Source organism: Cellvibrio sp. QJXJ, assembly GCF_024452345.1.
GTDB lineage: Bacteria > Pseudomonadota > Gammaproteobacteria > Pseudomonadales > Cellvibrionaceae > Cellvibrio.
On the sequence record NZ_CP101662.1, the window covers coordinates 2,677,572 to 2,691,211 of the forward strand.

Genomic DNA, 13,640 nt, shown 5'->3' on the forward strand with positions numbered 1-13,640 from the left:
AAAGGAATCGCTAGCATCCACCGCGACCTAACAGGGAGATTAGTCGCGTGCACACCACCTATATTGCCAAGACCCACCTTATTACCGCTGCTGGCCCCAACTCTCTCAGTAATTTTTACGCTTATCGCGCAGGCATCAACACTTATCAATCGGCGAATTACCACACCGCAGATCATCACCAAATTACGCTGTCCCTCATACCAGACGGCGCACTGTTGCCCTTGGCCGAAGATCTGGAAGACACAGACCTAAGCTTTCGCGACGAACGCCTGTTACAAATGGCCAGCACTGGCGCGCTCGATATACTTGCCGGACACCAAGGCGCCCCCATTCCACTGATTATGGCCGGGCCGGAAAACTACCCCGGTGTGGACAATCAATTACCCAACCAATTTCTCTCCCTGCTGCGCACGCAGGCGGAACTGCCTATCCTTTACAGCGCCAGTCGCATCCTCTGCACCGGGCGCACCGGCATGCTGGAAGCCATCCGACTGGCGCAACACTACCTACAGGGCGGGCACTTCGAGCAAATCCTGATTGGCGGCGTCGATAGCTGCCAACACAGCAAGTGGTTGCACGCATTGGAACGCGATGGGCGCCTCAAATCCGAAAGCCCTCACGGCAGAGCCGACACCTTTGTGCCCGGCGAAGGCATTGTCTTTTTATTGCTAACCAACAACCCCGCGCTGGCCATGAGCGACAAGGGTTATCGCATCACCCTGAGCCAACCCGGTTTTGGCGAAGAACCGGGACATATTTACAGTGAACTGCCCTCTCAAGGCAAAGGCCTGGACACAGCAGTAAAAGCCGCCCTGTCGCAGCTACCGGAACATCTCTCCATCAGTACAGTGTTCAGCAGCATGAACGGCGAGCACTATTGGGCAAAAGAATTCGGCGTCGCCATGACCCGCTCAAGCCACAGGCTCATCAATTTCAAACACGAACACCCCGCCGATTGTTACGGCGATTTGGGGGCAGCCACCGGCGGCGCACTGATCACACTCGCCGCCTTAAACTGCCTTAAACCCTCAACACCTACCACCGCCCTTGTGTGCACCTCCTCCGATAGCGCCTATCGCGCTGCTATCTGTGTAATTCCAGAAAGGATCTCAGCATGACTCAACTAGGCGAAGGCATAGCCGTCACCAGTATCACCGACCCGGACAGACCACACTGGGTTCAAGTGGAATACAAATACGCCAACGGCAAGCCGGTAAAAGGCAGCTTTCTTGCAACCGACAGTGAAGGCATGACCTGGGCCGGCAAACTCAACGACCAAGGCCAAGCCTGCCTCAGCAATTTGCCACCGGGTTCCGTTGAATTTGAATTGGTGTCAGACGATCTGGAGGACGAACTCAAACAAACCCGCACCAATATCAAAACCGTGTTGGACTCGATAGTTGCGGAACAAAAAGCCGAAGCCGCCAAACACGAAAAAGAACTCGCGCAACAAAATGCACTGCAACAAGCAGGTAGCCATTACTGGGCCTACACCAAAGGTTTTTGGAATGGCGCGGTTGGCCTTGTCACCTTCGCTAAAGATGTAGTGGTCAAAACCGCCGAAGTCGCGCAATACTTGAGTCCACTGGAACGGCTCAACAACCTGCTGCACGCAGGCTACAAAAGCTATTACGACGGCACACTTACCTCTGCGCAATGGAAACAAAGCCTTGCCAAAAACCTGCAAGACGAAGAGATAAAAGACATCGCCCGCATTCTGGGTATAGATGCCAAACATTTATCCTCCGAAGGGCTACAGCGCCTCAAAGAATTATTCGCCGAAGCCTACGAAATCACCGCCTTCATCGCCGACGACAAAGAATCGCTCGACATGCTCACCCAATTTGGTAAAGATTACGCCGGAGCGCAATCCAGCATCGAATGGGCAGAATTCGCCGGTGGCGGCGTATTTGAAATCGTCCTCACCGCACTACTCCTCATGTTCACCGGCGGCATAGGCAACGTCGCCCAAGGCGCCAGCAAAATCCGCCACGCCGGAAAACTAAAAAGCCTTGGCTCGATATTCAGAAATTTAGGGAAATTATTGAAGCGCAAAAAATTGCGCAAGAAAATATCAGGCAGTGTTGATAAAAAACACACTGTAAATACCGATCTACCACCAGGCAAAAAAACTTCTTCACCAAAAACTGCTCATCAAAAAGCGGCCTTCGGCGAAAAAACTGCACACGAAAAAATGGTAAGCGATGGCTATCAACCTTTAGGCAATACAAATGGAACTTATAAGCCAGGTGAAACAGGTATTGATGGTGTATACAAACATCCAAATCCACCACCAGACTATGTAATTACCGAAGCCAAATACAATACTGCAAAATTAGGCAAATTAAAGGATGGTACCAAGCAGTTAGACGACAAATGGGTTACAGGGGGAAAGCGTTTAGAAAAGGCTGGTTTATCACCATCGGAGCAAAAGGCTATCGCTCAGGGATTAAAGCGTGGAGATGGTACAGTAGAAAAACTTCTTGTAAGGGTTAAACCAGATGGCACTACTGTAATTAAAAAAATCCCATAACCAACATCATTTAAACAAAGCAATTCAACAGGAGAGCCTTAATGCTGCGAGATAAAATGAGAAACGAAGAGTATTTCAATGAGGCGATTAAATTTACTGACGAGTATATCAGTGAAGAAATTGAATACATCAATACGACAAATCCACTTAAACCACTTGCCGCGATGAAAACAAGTGCAGGATTATGTCAAATAACATTGGACAGATTAGAATTTTGTTATTCCCGTGGTGACAAAATAGAAAAGTCAAAAAATTATCTTATCGATCTATTGAAATATAGAGAGATGCAACTTCATTATGCAGATCTGCTGCCAAAAGAAGAAGAGAAGCACAGGGTTGAATGGGAGAGATTAGGATTTTCAACTTATAAAGAAACATTTACTTGGCTAGCTTTTGCAGTAAGCGCAGGAGCCAGCCAGGAGTATTTGAAAAAACTTTTTTACTTGGTTGATAACACTGGACTCGATATTCTTTTTGATCGAATTGCAGTAAAGCTCGGCGATACAGATCGCCCTATTGGCACCAAAGTACTTTATGCAAAACCTTACCAGTTACTGCTGGATGCCCTTGAGGCAAAAAAAGAACAACAACCTATGCTAATGAACAAATTTATGGATGCCTGGTACCCCGCGTGCGTTAAAAATGGATTCTATGATACTCACAACATCACCAATAACTTTGGCTATGCAGGCTACTGGTGCTTTGAAGCCGCGTTAGTAACATTAGTATTCAAACTAGATGATAGCGGCTACCGAAACCATAAATATTATCCCGCTGCATTAGTGCATGGTGATTAATCAACTTTAATCGTTTACGAGCGACAAGAAATGCCACGAGATACACGAAAAAGTGCAGACTACTTTAAGAATCTTTTACCGCAATACATCGAAGGAATAGAAAATTTAACCCTTGCGCTGGAAGACGGCTCTATGCCACTTCCTGACGAACAAACCAAAGTAGCGAACGACTTGTTTGAGTTGCAATTAATGTACTCCATCGCCAGCTATTCAAGTGGCGAACCGCTTGATGCACTAAAACCAAAAGTGGGGAAAATTCTTGAATCAAGAAAAATATTTCTCGTAAAGGCCAGCACGTTGCCTCAAAGGCAACAAATTTATCGTCAACAATTTGAACGGATTACCGGTGACGATGAAATTGATGGAATACACCCGATTAGCCGTTACATTAATAGCCTGTGGTGGCTATCCCTTGCTGTAGCCACAAAGCAATCAAAAGAACACTGTATGGAAATCCTCGCCTGCATAGGCAACAGAGGTGAAGATGCACTTCTGGACAAAATTGCGATTACACTAGGGGATGAAAACACAGCACAAGCAAGCTCCTTATGTTTTCCACACCTGTATCGACCATTGCTAAAGGTTTTTGAAGAAGCACCTGGCAAACGGATAGAATTATTGAAAACCTTTCTGGATAATTGGTATTCAAGCTGTTGGCAGTCAGCGTGGTACAACAATCACAGCAAGGAAAATGAAGAAGAGGGAAACTGGGATTTCTATTTCGGCTACTGGAGCCTGGAAGCTGTGCTGATAGTGAATCTATTAAATATTGACGATTCCGACATTAAAAAACATTGGCACTATCCAGCGGATCTATCGTTCTCATAATAATTATCAAACTTTCCAAAAAAAGCACACACTTTACTCATCTGTAAAAAATACCCACTAGTGGGTATTTTTCATTTATATCAACAATTAGATTCCATCGCCCAGACTCTGGTTATAGACGCCAAACACCTATCCTCGGAAGGAGTGCAGCGCCTCAAAGAACTCTTTGCCGAAGCTTACGAAATCACCGCCTTCATCGCCGACGACAAAGAATCGCTCGACATGCTCACCCAATTTGGTAAAGATTACGCCGGTGCGCAATCCAGCATTGAATGGGCAGAGTTCGCCGGTGGCGGCGTATTTGAAATCGTCCTCACCGCACTACTCCTCATGTTCACCGGCGGTGTAGGCAACGTCGCCCAAGGCGCCAGTAAAATCCGCCACGCCGGAAAACTAAAAAGCCTTGGCTCGATATTTAGAAGTTTAGGAAAATTATTGAAGCGCAAAAAATTGCGCAAGAAGGTTCGTGTTAATGTTGATACGAAAAAACCGGTTAAGACGGAATTGCCGGAGGGTAAAAAGCCTTCTGTTAAACCAATTAAGAAAATGGATGAGCACAAACCGAAATGCTTTAAGCCTGGCGATGCACTCAAAGAAAAGTTTAAAGATGACCCCCAAGGGATGGAAAAAGAATTTTATCGCCAGCTAAAAGCTCAGGAAGAGGGAATCAATAAAATGAGCGTTGGCACATATTTGCAAAACCGCCAAACGCTACAACAACTTACGGAGCAACATGGACATTCAAAAGCACGCGCAATCCTTACTAATGGGGGTAAAGCACAGCAAGATGCTAGAGATGACCTTGCTGCAAAAATGAAGGAGTCAATAAAAGAGTCTCTAAGAAAAAAAATATAAGAAGTAAAGAGGCAGAAGTGATTGTTAATAATCAAGTCAAGAAACAAATGGATCAGTTAGCTGCGTTACACGATCCTGACCTTGTAGCAGGGGGAAATGATACAATTTCTGGAATGGGGAATAAAAATGTAAATTCATCTCTTGGATCGCAATGGGCTAAGGATGGTCGCGTAGATGGAATGGATAATACTGCCAAAAACGCAATGAGTACTTCCGGCCCCGACACAAAAATGAACGTTAAATTAGAACGATGCAAGTAGGAGATTTCTATGACATTCGTACTTGATGAAGATTTTTCTTGGTTTCTGGAACAATTTGGAAAACCCCAGTTAGCCGAAGATGTGACTGAAAACTTAATTGATACTTACAAAGGGTTATTACCAAATAGACTGTTTGAATACTGGAGGACGTTCGGCTTTTGTAGCTTCAAAGATGGCCTTATTTGGATCGTTAATCCTAACGACTACAAATCATTAGTTTATACTTGGCTAAAAGGGACTGGAATTTTGGAAACGGATAATTTTCATGTTTTTGCTCGTTCAGGCTTTGGGGTGCTTTATCTGTGGGGCGAAAAAACGGGTAGAAGCTGGAGCATTGAGCCTTTGAATGGCAGAATATTTAATAATGGAAGTTACCAAAAAGAAATATTGGCAGATAATGCAGACGATGTAATTCAAAGCTTTTTTGGCATTATAAGTCCTGACACGATAGATACCAAAGACTCGAACACTCAAAATTTTATTTTTGAGGATGCGGTTAGTAAATTTGATCCTTTAAAAAGCAACGAAATGTTCACTTTTGAGCCTGCGCCCTTCATCGGCGGCGAAAGATCATTACGAACTATTAATAAAGTTAATATTTTTATTCAATCTGAAATATTGGCAAGTATGGGGCAACGAGAAATAACAGATATGAAAGGTTTAGCTAAAAAAACACTAGGATAGTAGCGCTTAACTCATCCTTTAATTAAGCCTTTTGCAGAGAGCAAAAGGCTTAATGCATTCTCCCATTAACCTCCCTTTCCCGTAATCTGAATAAATAAAAAGCATCACCCGCATTCTGGGTATAGACGCCAAACACCTATCATCGGAAGGATTGCAGCGCCTCAAAGAACTCTTTGCCAAAGCCTACGAAATCACCGCCTTCATCGCCGACGACAAAGAATCGCTCGACATGCTCACCCAATTTGGTAAAGATTACGCCGGAGCGCAATCCAGCATCGAATGGGCAGAATTCGCCGGTGGTGGCGTATTTGAAATCGTCCTCACCGCACTGCTCCTCATGTTCACCGGCGGCATAGGCAACGTCGCCCAAGGCGCCAGCAAAATCCGCCACGCCGGAAAACTAAAAAGCCTTGGCTCGATATTTAGAAATTTAGGGAAATTATTGAAGCGCAAAAAATTGCGCAGAAAAGTTCGTGTTAATGTTGATACGAAAAAACCGGTTAAGACGGAGTTGCCGGAGGATAAAAAACCTTCTGTTGTTCCAGCAAAAAAAAAAAGAAAAAGATGTGCCTTGCTTTAAGAAGAATGCAAAAGGAACCCCGGCAGAATATGACCGCCAACTGAAAGGCCAGCAAGATGGCTTAAATAATATGACAGCAAAGGAATATCTAGAGGGAAGGAAAGCATACACAGGAAAAAGAGCTAGTACAGCAGCCAAAAGAGAGGCGTATGCTGAAGAACTGGCCGAAAATTATTTCAAAAGTGGTGCTGCCAAATCAAAATCAGAAGCTAAGAGTATGGCAGATGATAAGATGAAGACACTTAATGCATTACATAATCCAGATATGATTGCAGGCGGCAAAGACATTATTGCTGACTTTGGTGATGGAAGCGTCAACCAATCTATCGGCGCTCAATGGAAAAGTCGTGTCACTGAGTTAGACAAAGCAGCAGCAGAGGCCATCGCAAATGGCCAAGGGGATTACAAAATGAATGTTAACATGCATCGCTGTCCGTAAAAGAGGGTATAAATATGGATGAATATTTTAATGAATTTTTGAATGAGGAGGGATTTTCTCCTATCACCTCCTCCATTCCGGTCAACGAAGAAACGCTAAAGCACTTTCACGAAAAAATACCCAATAAACTGAAAAATTACTGGGTTGAATATGGATTTTCTGGTTTTGCAGAAGGGCTATTCTGGATAGTAAATCCACAAGACTATCAAAATATTGTCGATAAGTGGCTACAAAAAACTCCAATGTGGGGAAGAGAGAATTTTTACGCAATTGCAAGATCAGCTTTTGGCGAATTATATATTCGAGGAAGTCAAAGTGATTCAACAACAATTATTGATCCACACCTAAACAACATTATTCCTGGTGAAGCAGCAAAAAAAACACTCAGCGCAGAAGAAATAGATAAAGCAGTTGGAGTTTTTTTTATGTTTAAAAGTAAAAAGAGAGTTGACTACTATGATAAAAACAATAAACCACTGTTTCAGCGCTGCCTAAAAAAGTACGGAATTCTAGAGCATGATGAAATGTATACATTTTCACCTGCACTAGCATTGGGCGGTATAGCCGACATCAACAACATCAAAAAGGTAAAAATATTAGAGCAGCTCTCTATTCTCTGTGATTTGGATACTCCAGTTGTACTACCTAGTGCAGGCGAGTTATTTGGATCAAATTAGTAAATAGCAACTAAAAAATGCCCACCACAGAGTGGGCATTTTTTATTCACACACACAACAATATGCAAATGCCAGTGTTCTTGACCTAGGCACTAAGTACCAATCTTGTGAAGGATTAATCATGACTTTTCAATTAGATGATAGATTCGAATGGTTTTTAGAACAATTTGGCGAACCACAAAATTCTATTGCTGTCGACAACTCAACTCTTGGCGCGTACAAAGGTGTTTTACCCAATCGATTATTAGAATATTGGCAAGAGTACGGATTTTGCCGTTTTAAAGATGGGCTCTTTTGGATTGTCAACCCTAGTGACTATCATGAATCGATGAATACTTGGCTTAAAGGCACAGGAGTACTAGACCTCGACAGCTTTCATGTTATAGCTAGAACTGGTTTCGGCTCATTGCTACTATGGGGAAAGAAAACAGGGCAGAGCTGGAGAATAGACATAATTGACTCACAACTTTTTTTTAAGCGTAGCGATGAAAAACGTATTCTATCCGAAGGAGAGGATGTTTCACTAAAAGGTTTTTTTGGTGTCATCTCGCCAGAAAACGTTGATTTAGAAGATATTGACATCGATGAGCCAATTTTTGAACAAGCAATTGCAAAGTTTGGCCCATTAAAAGAAAATGAAATGTTTACCTTTGAGCCTGCACCGTTTCTCGGCGGCAAACAAACGATAAAAACACTTAGCAAGGTAGACTTTTTTATCCAATCAGAAATTCTGGCCAGCATGGGACAACGTCAAATTATGGATATTAAAAGCTTAGCCAAAAAAGCATTTGGGAAATAGTAGAGAAATCTATACGAATACACTGTAGGCCACAAAAAGACTATTACATTGAGATAGCTAGTTAAACTATTTTAAAAAATAGCAGCTGTACATATCCATAGAGCTATCTAATAAATCACACAGAAAATTTTTATAAAAAATTTAAAATTGATTCACAATCGAGAAAACAATCAATATAAATAAGTACGCAATATATTAGGAGACCTTGGATATCTGAATTTAGAACAATAATATAATAAATAATTATCGTATATGCTCTCGACTATTAGGCGAGAGCATTGATTATCTTAAAGAAAAACCACAACTAAAAATAAAGCAAGGCAAAGAAATAATTAAGAAGACGGCACACTCACCTCAGCGCAATGGAAACAAAGCCTTGCCAAAAACCTGCAAGACGAAGAGATAAAAGACATCGCCCGCATTCTGGGTATAGATGCCAAATATTTATCCTCCGAAGGGCTACAGCGCCTCAAAGAATTATTCGCCGAAGCCTACGAAATCACCGCCTTCATCGCCGACGACAAAGAATCGCTCGACATGCTCACCCAATTTGGTAAAGATTACGCCGGAGCGCAATCCAGCATCGAATGGGCAGAATTCGCCGGTGGCGGCGTATTTGAAATCGTCCTCACCGCACTACTCCTCATGTTCACCGGCGGCATAGGCAACGTCGCCCAAGGCGCCAGCAAAATCCGCCACGCCGGAAAACTAAAAAGCCTTGGCTCGATATTTAGAAATTTAGGGAAATTATTGAAGCGCAAAAAATTGCGCAGAAAAGTTCGTGTTAATGTTGATACGAAAAAACCGGTTAAGACAGAGTTGCCAGAGGATAAAAAACCTTCCGTTAAACCAATTAAGAAAATGGATGAACATAAACCAAAATGCTTTAAGCCTGGCGATGCACTCAAAGAAAAGCTTAAAGATGACCCCCAAGCAATGGAAAAGGAATTTTATAAGCAATTAAAAGCGCAGGAAGCTGGATTGAATAAAATGACTGTTGGAGAGTATTTGCAGAACAGGCAAACATTGCAACAACTAACCGATCAATATGGTCATGAAAAAGCAAGGGAAATTCTTACGCAAGGAGGAAAGGCTCAAGAAGCAGCAAGAAAAAAACTGCAGAGAAAAATTCAGGATTCAATTGAAGTAACACTTGCCAAAAGAAACATTTTTGGCGAAGAAGCGGAAAAATTGGCAGCCCAAAAGGCTAAAGAACAACTATCCCAGCTTGCTGCTTTACATGATCCAGATTTGATTGCAGGTGGTGGCGATACGATTTCTAGGGTTGGCAATAAAAATATTAATTCATCCCTTGGATCCCAGTGGGCCAAAGACGGCCGGGTGGACATAATGGATGTGCAAGCAAAAAAAGCAGCAGCAGAGCTAGGATCTGATGCAAAAATGAATGTAACCCTAGAGAGATGCAAATAACAGGAGAAAACGATGCGCATTACTGAAAATAAAAAATTTGAATGGTTTTTGAAAAAATTCGGAAGCCCGATACACTCACAAATTGCTACGCAAGAAACAATTGAAAAATATAGAAATAGGTTACCCGATGCACTAATCGATTGCTGGACAGAATATGGGTTTTGTAGCTTTCTAGACGGACTATTCCAAATAGTAAATCCAGAAATCTACAAAGAGACAATTCCAACTTGGCTAAAGGGAACTGGTTTACTTGAAATTGACACTTTTCATGTTTTCGCTCGCTCTGGATTTGGTGAACTTTTTTTATGGGGTGAAAAAACCGGACAACACTTCAACATTGAGATACTAGAAGGATCTATTTTTGATAATGGATCGGATGAAAACTATATTAACAAGGAGGGTTCAAGCGAAGCAATTCTGAATTTCTTTACCGTCTTAAAGCCCTCTTCTTTGGATATAGAGGACATCAACACCGAAGAACCAATATTCCAATACGCTATCGATAGATTGGGGGCCTTAGCAGATGATGAAATGTTTACCTTTGAGCCTGCGCCATTTCTGGGTGGAGAACAGACATTTAAAGCAGTTAACAAAGTAAACTTCTTTATCCAAAATGAAATTTTAGCCAGTATGGGCCAGCGCGAGATTATGGACATTAAATGCCTAGCCAACAAAGCGTTCGGAAAGTAGCTTTTAATATATTTTTTATTAAGCCCTCAACCGAAAAATGAGGGCGTTTTAACTACATCTCCCCTCTTCAAAAATTTAACTAAAAGCCTGTAAGAAGAGCAAGGCTATTGCTCACGTTGTGGCAGCACGAAACGCACATCTAGTGAATTAATCGCCGACACACTCACTAAACCTGGCAAAGATTACGCCGGAGCGCAATCCAGCATCGAATGGGCAGAATTCGCCGGTGGTGGCGTATTTGAAATCGTCCTCACCGCACTGCTCCTCATGTTCACCGGCGGCATAGGCAACGTCGCCCAAGGCGCCAGCAAAATCCGTCACGCCGGAAAACTAAAAAGCCTTGTCTCGATATTTAGAAATTTAGGGAAATTATTGAAGCGCAAAAAATTGCGCAGAAAAGTTCGTGTTAATGTTGATACGAAAAAACCGGTTAAGACAGAGCTGCCAGAGGATAAAAAATTAACACCGAAGAAAAAACCTACCTACCAACACGGGCAAAGTGATGGGGGTCTTGGTACTTGGCAAAAATAAACAACACCACAAAAAGGTTCAGATTATCAGGCCAAAGTTACTGGTGCGCCAAAGGATACGGAATACGTTGTTAAAACAGATCGAATGAAAAGTGGCAAAAAGAAATTTGATGGTTACGACCCTGAAACCAATACGTTAATTGATGCAAAAGATTGGGAGACTGGATCGAAAGGGTGTCTACTTTTTGTGGGTAATACCAAGTTTTCGTAACACCAAAAGGATAAAAAATATGAAAGATATGTTGGAATTAATCACTAGATTCAAATGCTCAATGTTGACTGCAAATGAATACATAAAGCTAAGCGAGATTATTATTTCGCATATACAAAAATTTGACCCTATTTTCGAGATTGTTAATAGTTGGGGTAATACGGCAAGCTCCTGGACAAAGATCGAAGATGATTTTTCAAATTTTAATTCAATAGTGTTTCAGCATATCTATGACAAAGAAATTAACTATAAAAATCCAACGGGTTCAAAGGATTTTTTGTTGGATTCCATTTCATGGGCGGGATTTTCTAATTCATACTCAAATACAAAGAAATCTCAAGATGGGAAATACACCATAACAATAAGAGCTGGCGGGGAAGACGGCATCGGTTTTGTCAATGTAAAATTTCCTCAGATCGGTCACGAGAAATTTTACCAGACAGATACAATGAAAAATTTTATAGAACATCTGCTATCTGTAATTCCGCTACTTGCTGCATACGTATCTATAGATAGTCTCTTTGATCAAGTTGTTGATTACCAAAAGCCCTATGATATACAAATAGGGTGGTTAAATTATTTTAAAAAAAATGACATCTTAAAAAAGATTCCGCATGAAATATCAAAACAAGCAACAAAAGAAGGAGTTTATTTTTGGTTGGATGATGAGGTTTCCGATGTTTCATCCGAAAAAATAAAATTAGCAATAAATGTTCGCGATATGTTGGGTGATTTAGGTTATCTTAATATTGAATAGATTTAAAATCGAAGCATATATTATTTTTCCACATCCCCCAGTTTAACAACGAATAAATGCCCATTTTATAGTGGGCATTTATTGTGCCATTTCTTGCATTTTAAATAAGCAGAATATTTCGTGGCTTCAGCAAAATCCGCCACGCCGGAAAACTAAAAAGCGTTGGCTCGACATTTAGAAATTTAGGGAAATTATTGAAGCGCAAGAAAATATCAGACAGTGTTGATAAAAAACACACAGTAAATACCGATCCACCACCAGACATAAAAACTTATTCACCAAAAAATGCTCTTCAAAAATCGGCCTTCGGCGAAAAAACTGCACGCGATAAAATGGTAAACGATGGATATCAACCTTTAGGCAATACAAATGGAACTTATAAGCCAGGTGAAACAGGTATTGATGGTGTATACAAACATCCAAATCCACCACCAGACTATGTAATTACCGAAGCCAAATACAATACTGAAAAATTAGAAAATACTGCAGATAGAAAACAGATGAGTTATGGCTGGATTACGGAAAGTAATCGATTAGAGAAGGCAGGACTATCAACAAATTAGATAGACGCGATTAAACGAGGATTAAGGCGTTGCGATGGCACAGTGGAAAATTTCTTCTGAGAGTTAAACCTGATGGAAGCACTACTGTGAGAACAATACCTTAAGCGGGTAAAGAATTTAAAAAAAGGACAACATCATGTTACGAGATAAATTAAGAGATAAATATTATTTTGATAATGCGATTCAAAATAGCACTGATTTCATATCAGAAGATATCGATTATCTAAATAATACAGCCACGCCAAAACCACTTGCAGCAATGAAAATCAATGCAGGATTATGCAATAACTTAATAGAAAAATTAATCTATTGCTACTCTCGCGGTGACACCACAATAGATTCAAAAAAAGACCTTATTGACATATTAAAACATCGAGAAATGCAACTTCATTATGCAAACCTATTACCTAAAGAAGCGGCCAAAAATAGAGTCGAATGGGAACGATTAGGATTTTCAACGTATAAAGGAACATTTACTTGGCTAGCTTTCGCAGTAAGTGCAGGAGCCAGCCAGAATTATTTGGAAAAACTTTTTCACTTCGTTGATAACGTAGGTCTGGATATTCTTTTTGATCGGATTGCAGTAAAGCTAGGCGATACAGATCGCCCTATTGGCACCAAAGTACTTTATGCAAAACCTTACCAGTTGCTACTAGATGCTCTTGAGGCAGAAAAAGAACAACAACCTTTGCTCATGAACAAATTTATGGATGACTGGTACCCCGCATGTGTTAAAAATGGATTCTATGATACACACAACATCACCAATAACTTTGGCTATGCAGGCTACTGGTGCTTTGAAGCCGCGTTGGTAACATTAGTATTCAAACTAGATGATAGCGGCTACCGAAACCATAAATATTATCCCGCTGCATTAGTGCATGGTGATTAATTAACTTTAATCGTTTACGAGCGACAAGAATTGATGGAGTTTATAAAAATACTAGTCCACCACTAGACTACATTATTACGGAAGCAAAATATGGTACGGCGAAGTTAGGGAAAA

Annotated in this window: 18 protein-coding genes and 1 pseudogene; 18 read left to right on the forward strand and 1 reads right to left on the reverse strand. The window is 41.4% G+C overall.

The features are described from left to right. Positions 1–47 precede the first annotated feature (47 nt). From NNX04_RS11655 to NNX04_RS11715, 13 genes are all read left to right on the forward strand, one after another. Positions 48–1,118, forward strand: a complete 1,071-nt coding sequence (locus NNX04_RS11655) for a beta-ketoacyl synthase N-terminal-like domain-containing protein (protein ID WP_261945845.1) — start codon at positions 48–50, stop codon at positions 1,116–1,118. Next, entirely contained in the window at positions 1,115–2,533 is a 1,419-nt protein-coding gene (locus NNX04_RS11660) for a hypothetical protein (RefSeq protein WP_261945846.1), read from the forward strand. The genes NNX04_RS11655 and NNX04_RS11660 overlap by 4 nt, the downstream gene beginning before the upstream one ends. 41 nt (positions 2,534–2,574) lie before the next feature. Continuing rightward, on the forward strand, positions 2,575–3,330 hold the full coding sequence (locus NNX04_RS11665; RefSeq protein ID WP_261945847.1) for a PoNi-like cognate immunity protein: 756 nt from the start codon (positions 2,575–2,577) through the stop codon (positions 3,328–3,330). A 30-nt stretch (positions 3,331–3,360) separates the two neighbouring features. Continuing rightward, positions 3,361–4,158 (forward strand): DUF1911 domain-containing protein, encoded by a 798-nt coding sequence (locus NNX04_RS11670; protein WP_261945848.1) that lies wholly within the window; start codon positions 3,361–3,363, stop codon positions 4,156–4,158. A 60-nt stretch (positions 4,159–4,218) separates the two neighbouring features. Then, positions 4,219–5,013, forward strand: coding sequence for a polymorphic toxin type 15 domain-containing protein (locus NNX04_RS11675; RefSeq protein WP_261945849.1), 795 nt, complete (start codon positions 4,219–4,221; stop codon positions 5,011–5,013). Positions 5,014–5,030: 17 nt separating this feature from the next. Beyond that, entirely contained in the window at positions 5,031–5,273 is a 243-nt protein-coding gene (locus tag NNX04_RS11680) for a polymorphic toxin type 15 domain-containing protein (protein WP_261945850.1), read from the forward strand. 9 nt (positions 5,274–5,282) lie between these two features. Next, positions 5,283–5,957, forward strand: coding sequence for a GAD-like domain-containing protein (locus NNX04_RS11685; protein ID WP_261945851.1), 675 nt, complete (start codon positions 5,283–5,285; stop codon positions 5,955–5,957). 229 nt (positions 5,958–6,186) lie between these two features. After that, positions 6,187–6,537, forward strand: coding sequence for a hypothetical protein (locus NNX04_RS11690; protein WP_261945852.1), 351 nt, complete (start codon positions 6,187–6,189; stop codon positions 6,535–6,537). After that, entirely contained in the window at positions 6,494–6,976 is a 483-nt protein-coding gene (locus NNX04_RS11695) for a polymorphic toxin type 15 domain-containing protein (RefSeq protein ID WP_261945853.1), read from the forward strand. Before NNX04_RS11690 ends, NNX04_RS11695 begins: the two co-directional genes overlap by 44 nt. A 14-nt stretch (positions 6,977–6,990) precedes the next feature. Beyond that, complete coding sequence (locus NNX04_RS11700) at positions 6,991–7,653, forward strand: GAD-like domain-containing protein (protein ID WP_261945854.1); 663 nt, start codon at positions 6,991–6,993, stop codon at positions 7,651–7,653. A gap of 121 nt (positions 7,654–7,774) precedes the next feature. Beyond that, positions 7,775–8,452 carry a GAD-like domain-containing protein gene (locus NNX04_RS11705; protein ID WP_261945855.1) on the forward strand — a complete coding sequence of 226 codons (678 nt, stop codon included), beginning with the start codon at positions 7,775–7,777 and terminating at the stop codon, positions 8,450–8,452. 537 nt (positions 8,453–8,989) lie between these two features. Then, positions 8,990–9,883: a polymorphic toxin type 15 domain-containing protein gene (locus tag NNX04_RS11710; protein ID WP_261945856.1), complete on the forward strand. Its 894-nt coding sequence runs from the start codon at positions 8,990–8,992 to the stop codon at positions 9,881–9,883. Positions 9,884–9,895: 12 nt separating this feature from the next. Further along, on the forward strand, positions 9,896–10,573 hold the full coding sequence (locus NNX04_RS11715) for a GAD-like domain-containing protein (protein WP_261945857.1): 678 nt from the start codon (positions 9,896–9,898) through the stop codon (positions 10,571–10,573). Positions 10,574–10,720: 147 nt separating this feature from the next. Here the strand turns inward: NNX04_RS11715 and NNX04_RS11720 are convergent, their stop codons facing one another. After that, positions 10,721–10,894, reverse strand: a complete 174-nt coding sequence (locus NNX04_RS11720) for a hypothetical protein (protein WP_261945858.1) — start codon at positions 10,892–10,894, stop codon at positions 10,721–10,723. A 51-nt stretch (positions 10,895–10,945) separates the two neighbouring features. Here NNX04_RS11720 and NNX04_RS11725 point away from each other — a divergent pair, with 51 nt between their 5' ends. From NNX04_RS11725 to NNX04_RS22835, 5 genes and pseudogenes are all read left to right on the forward strand, one after another. Continuing rightward, on the forward strand, positions 10,946–11,104 hold the full coding sequence (locus tag NNX04_RS11725; protein ID WP_261945859.1) for a hypothetical protein: 159 nt from the start codon (positions 10,946–10,948) through the stop codon (positions 11,102–11,104). An 81-nt stretch (positions 11,105–11,185) separates the two neighbouring features. Continuing rightward, positions 11,186–11,314 (forward strand): annotated as a pseudogene (locus tag NNX04_RS22905) (hypothetical protein); the annotation flags it as partial. A gap of 19 nt (positions 11,315–11,333) precedes the next feature. Further along, the gene (locus NNX04_RS11730; RefSeq protein WP_261945860.1) at positions 11,334–12,071 is read left to right on the forward strand and encodes a hypothetical protein; all 738 of its coding nucleotides are present in this window, start codon (positions 11,334–11,336) and stop codon (positions 12,069–12,071) included. A 194-nt stretch (positions 12,072–12,265) separates the two neighbouring features. Beyond that, complete coding sequence (locus NNX04_RS11735; protein ID WP_261945861.1) at positions 12,266–12,634, forward strand: hypothetical protein; 369 nt, start codon at positions 12,266–12,268, stop codon at positions 12,632–12,634. Between the two features lie 136 nt (positions 12,635–12,770). Then, positions 12,771–13,526, forward strand: a complete 756-nt coding sequence (locus tag NNX04_RS22835) for a PoNe immunity protein domain-containing protein (RefSeq protein WP_315973046.1) — start codon at positions 12,771–12,773, stop codon at positions 13,524–13,526. The last annotated feature ends 114 nt before the right edge of the window (positions 13,527–13,640 follow it).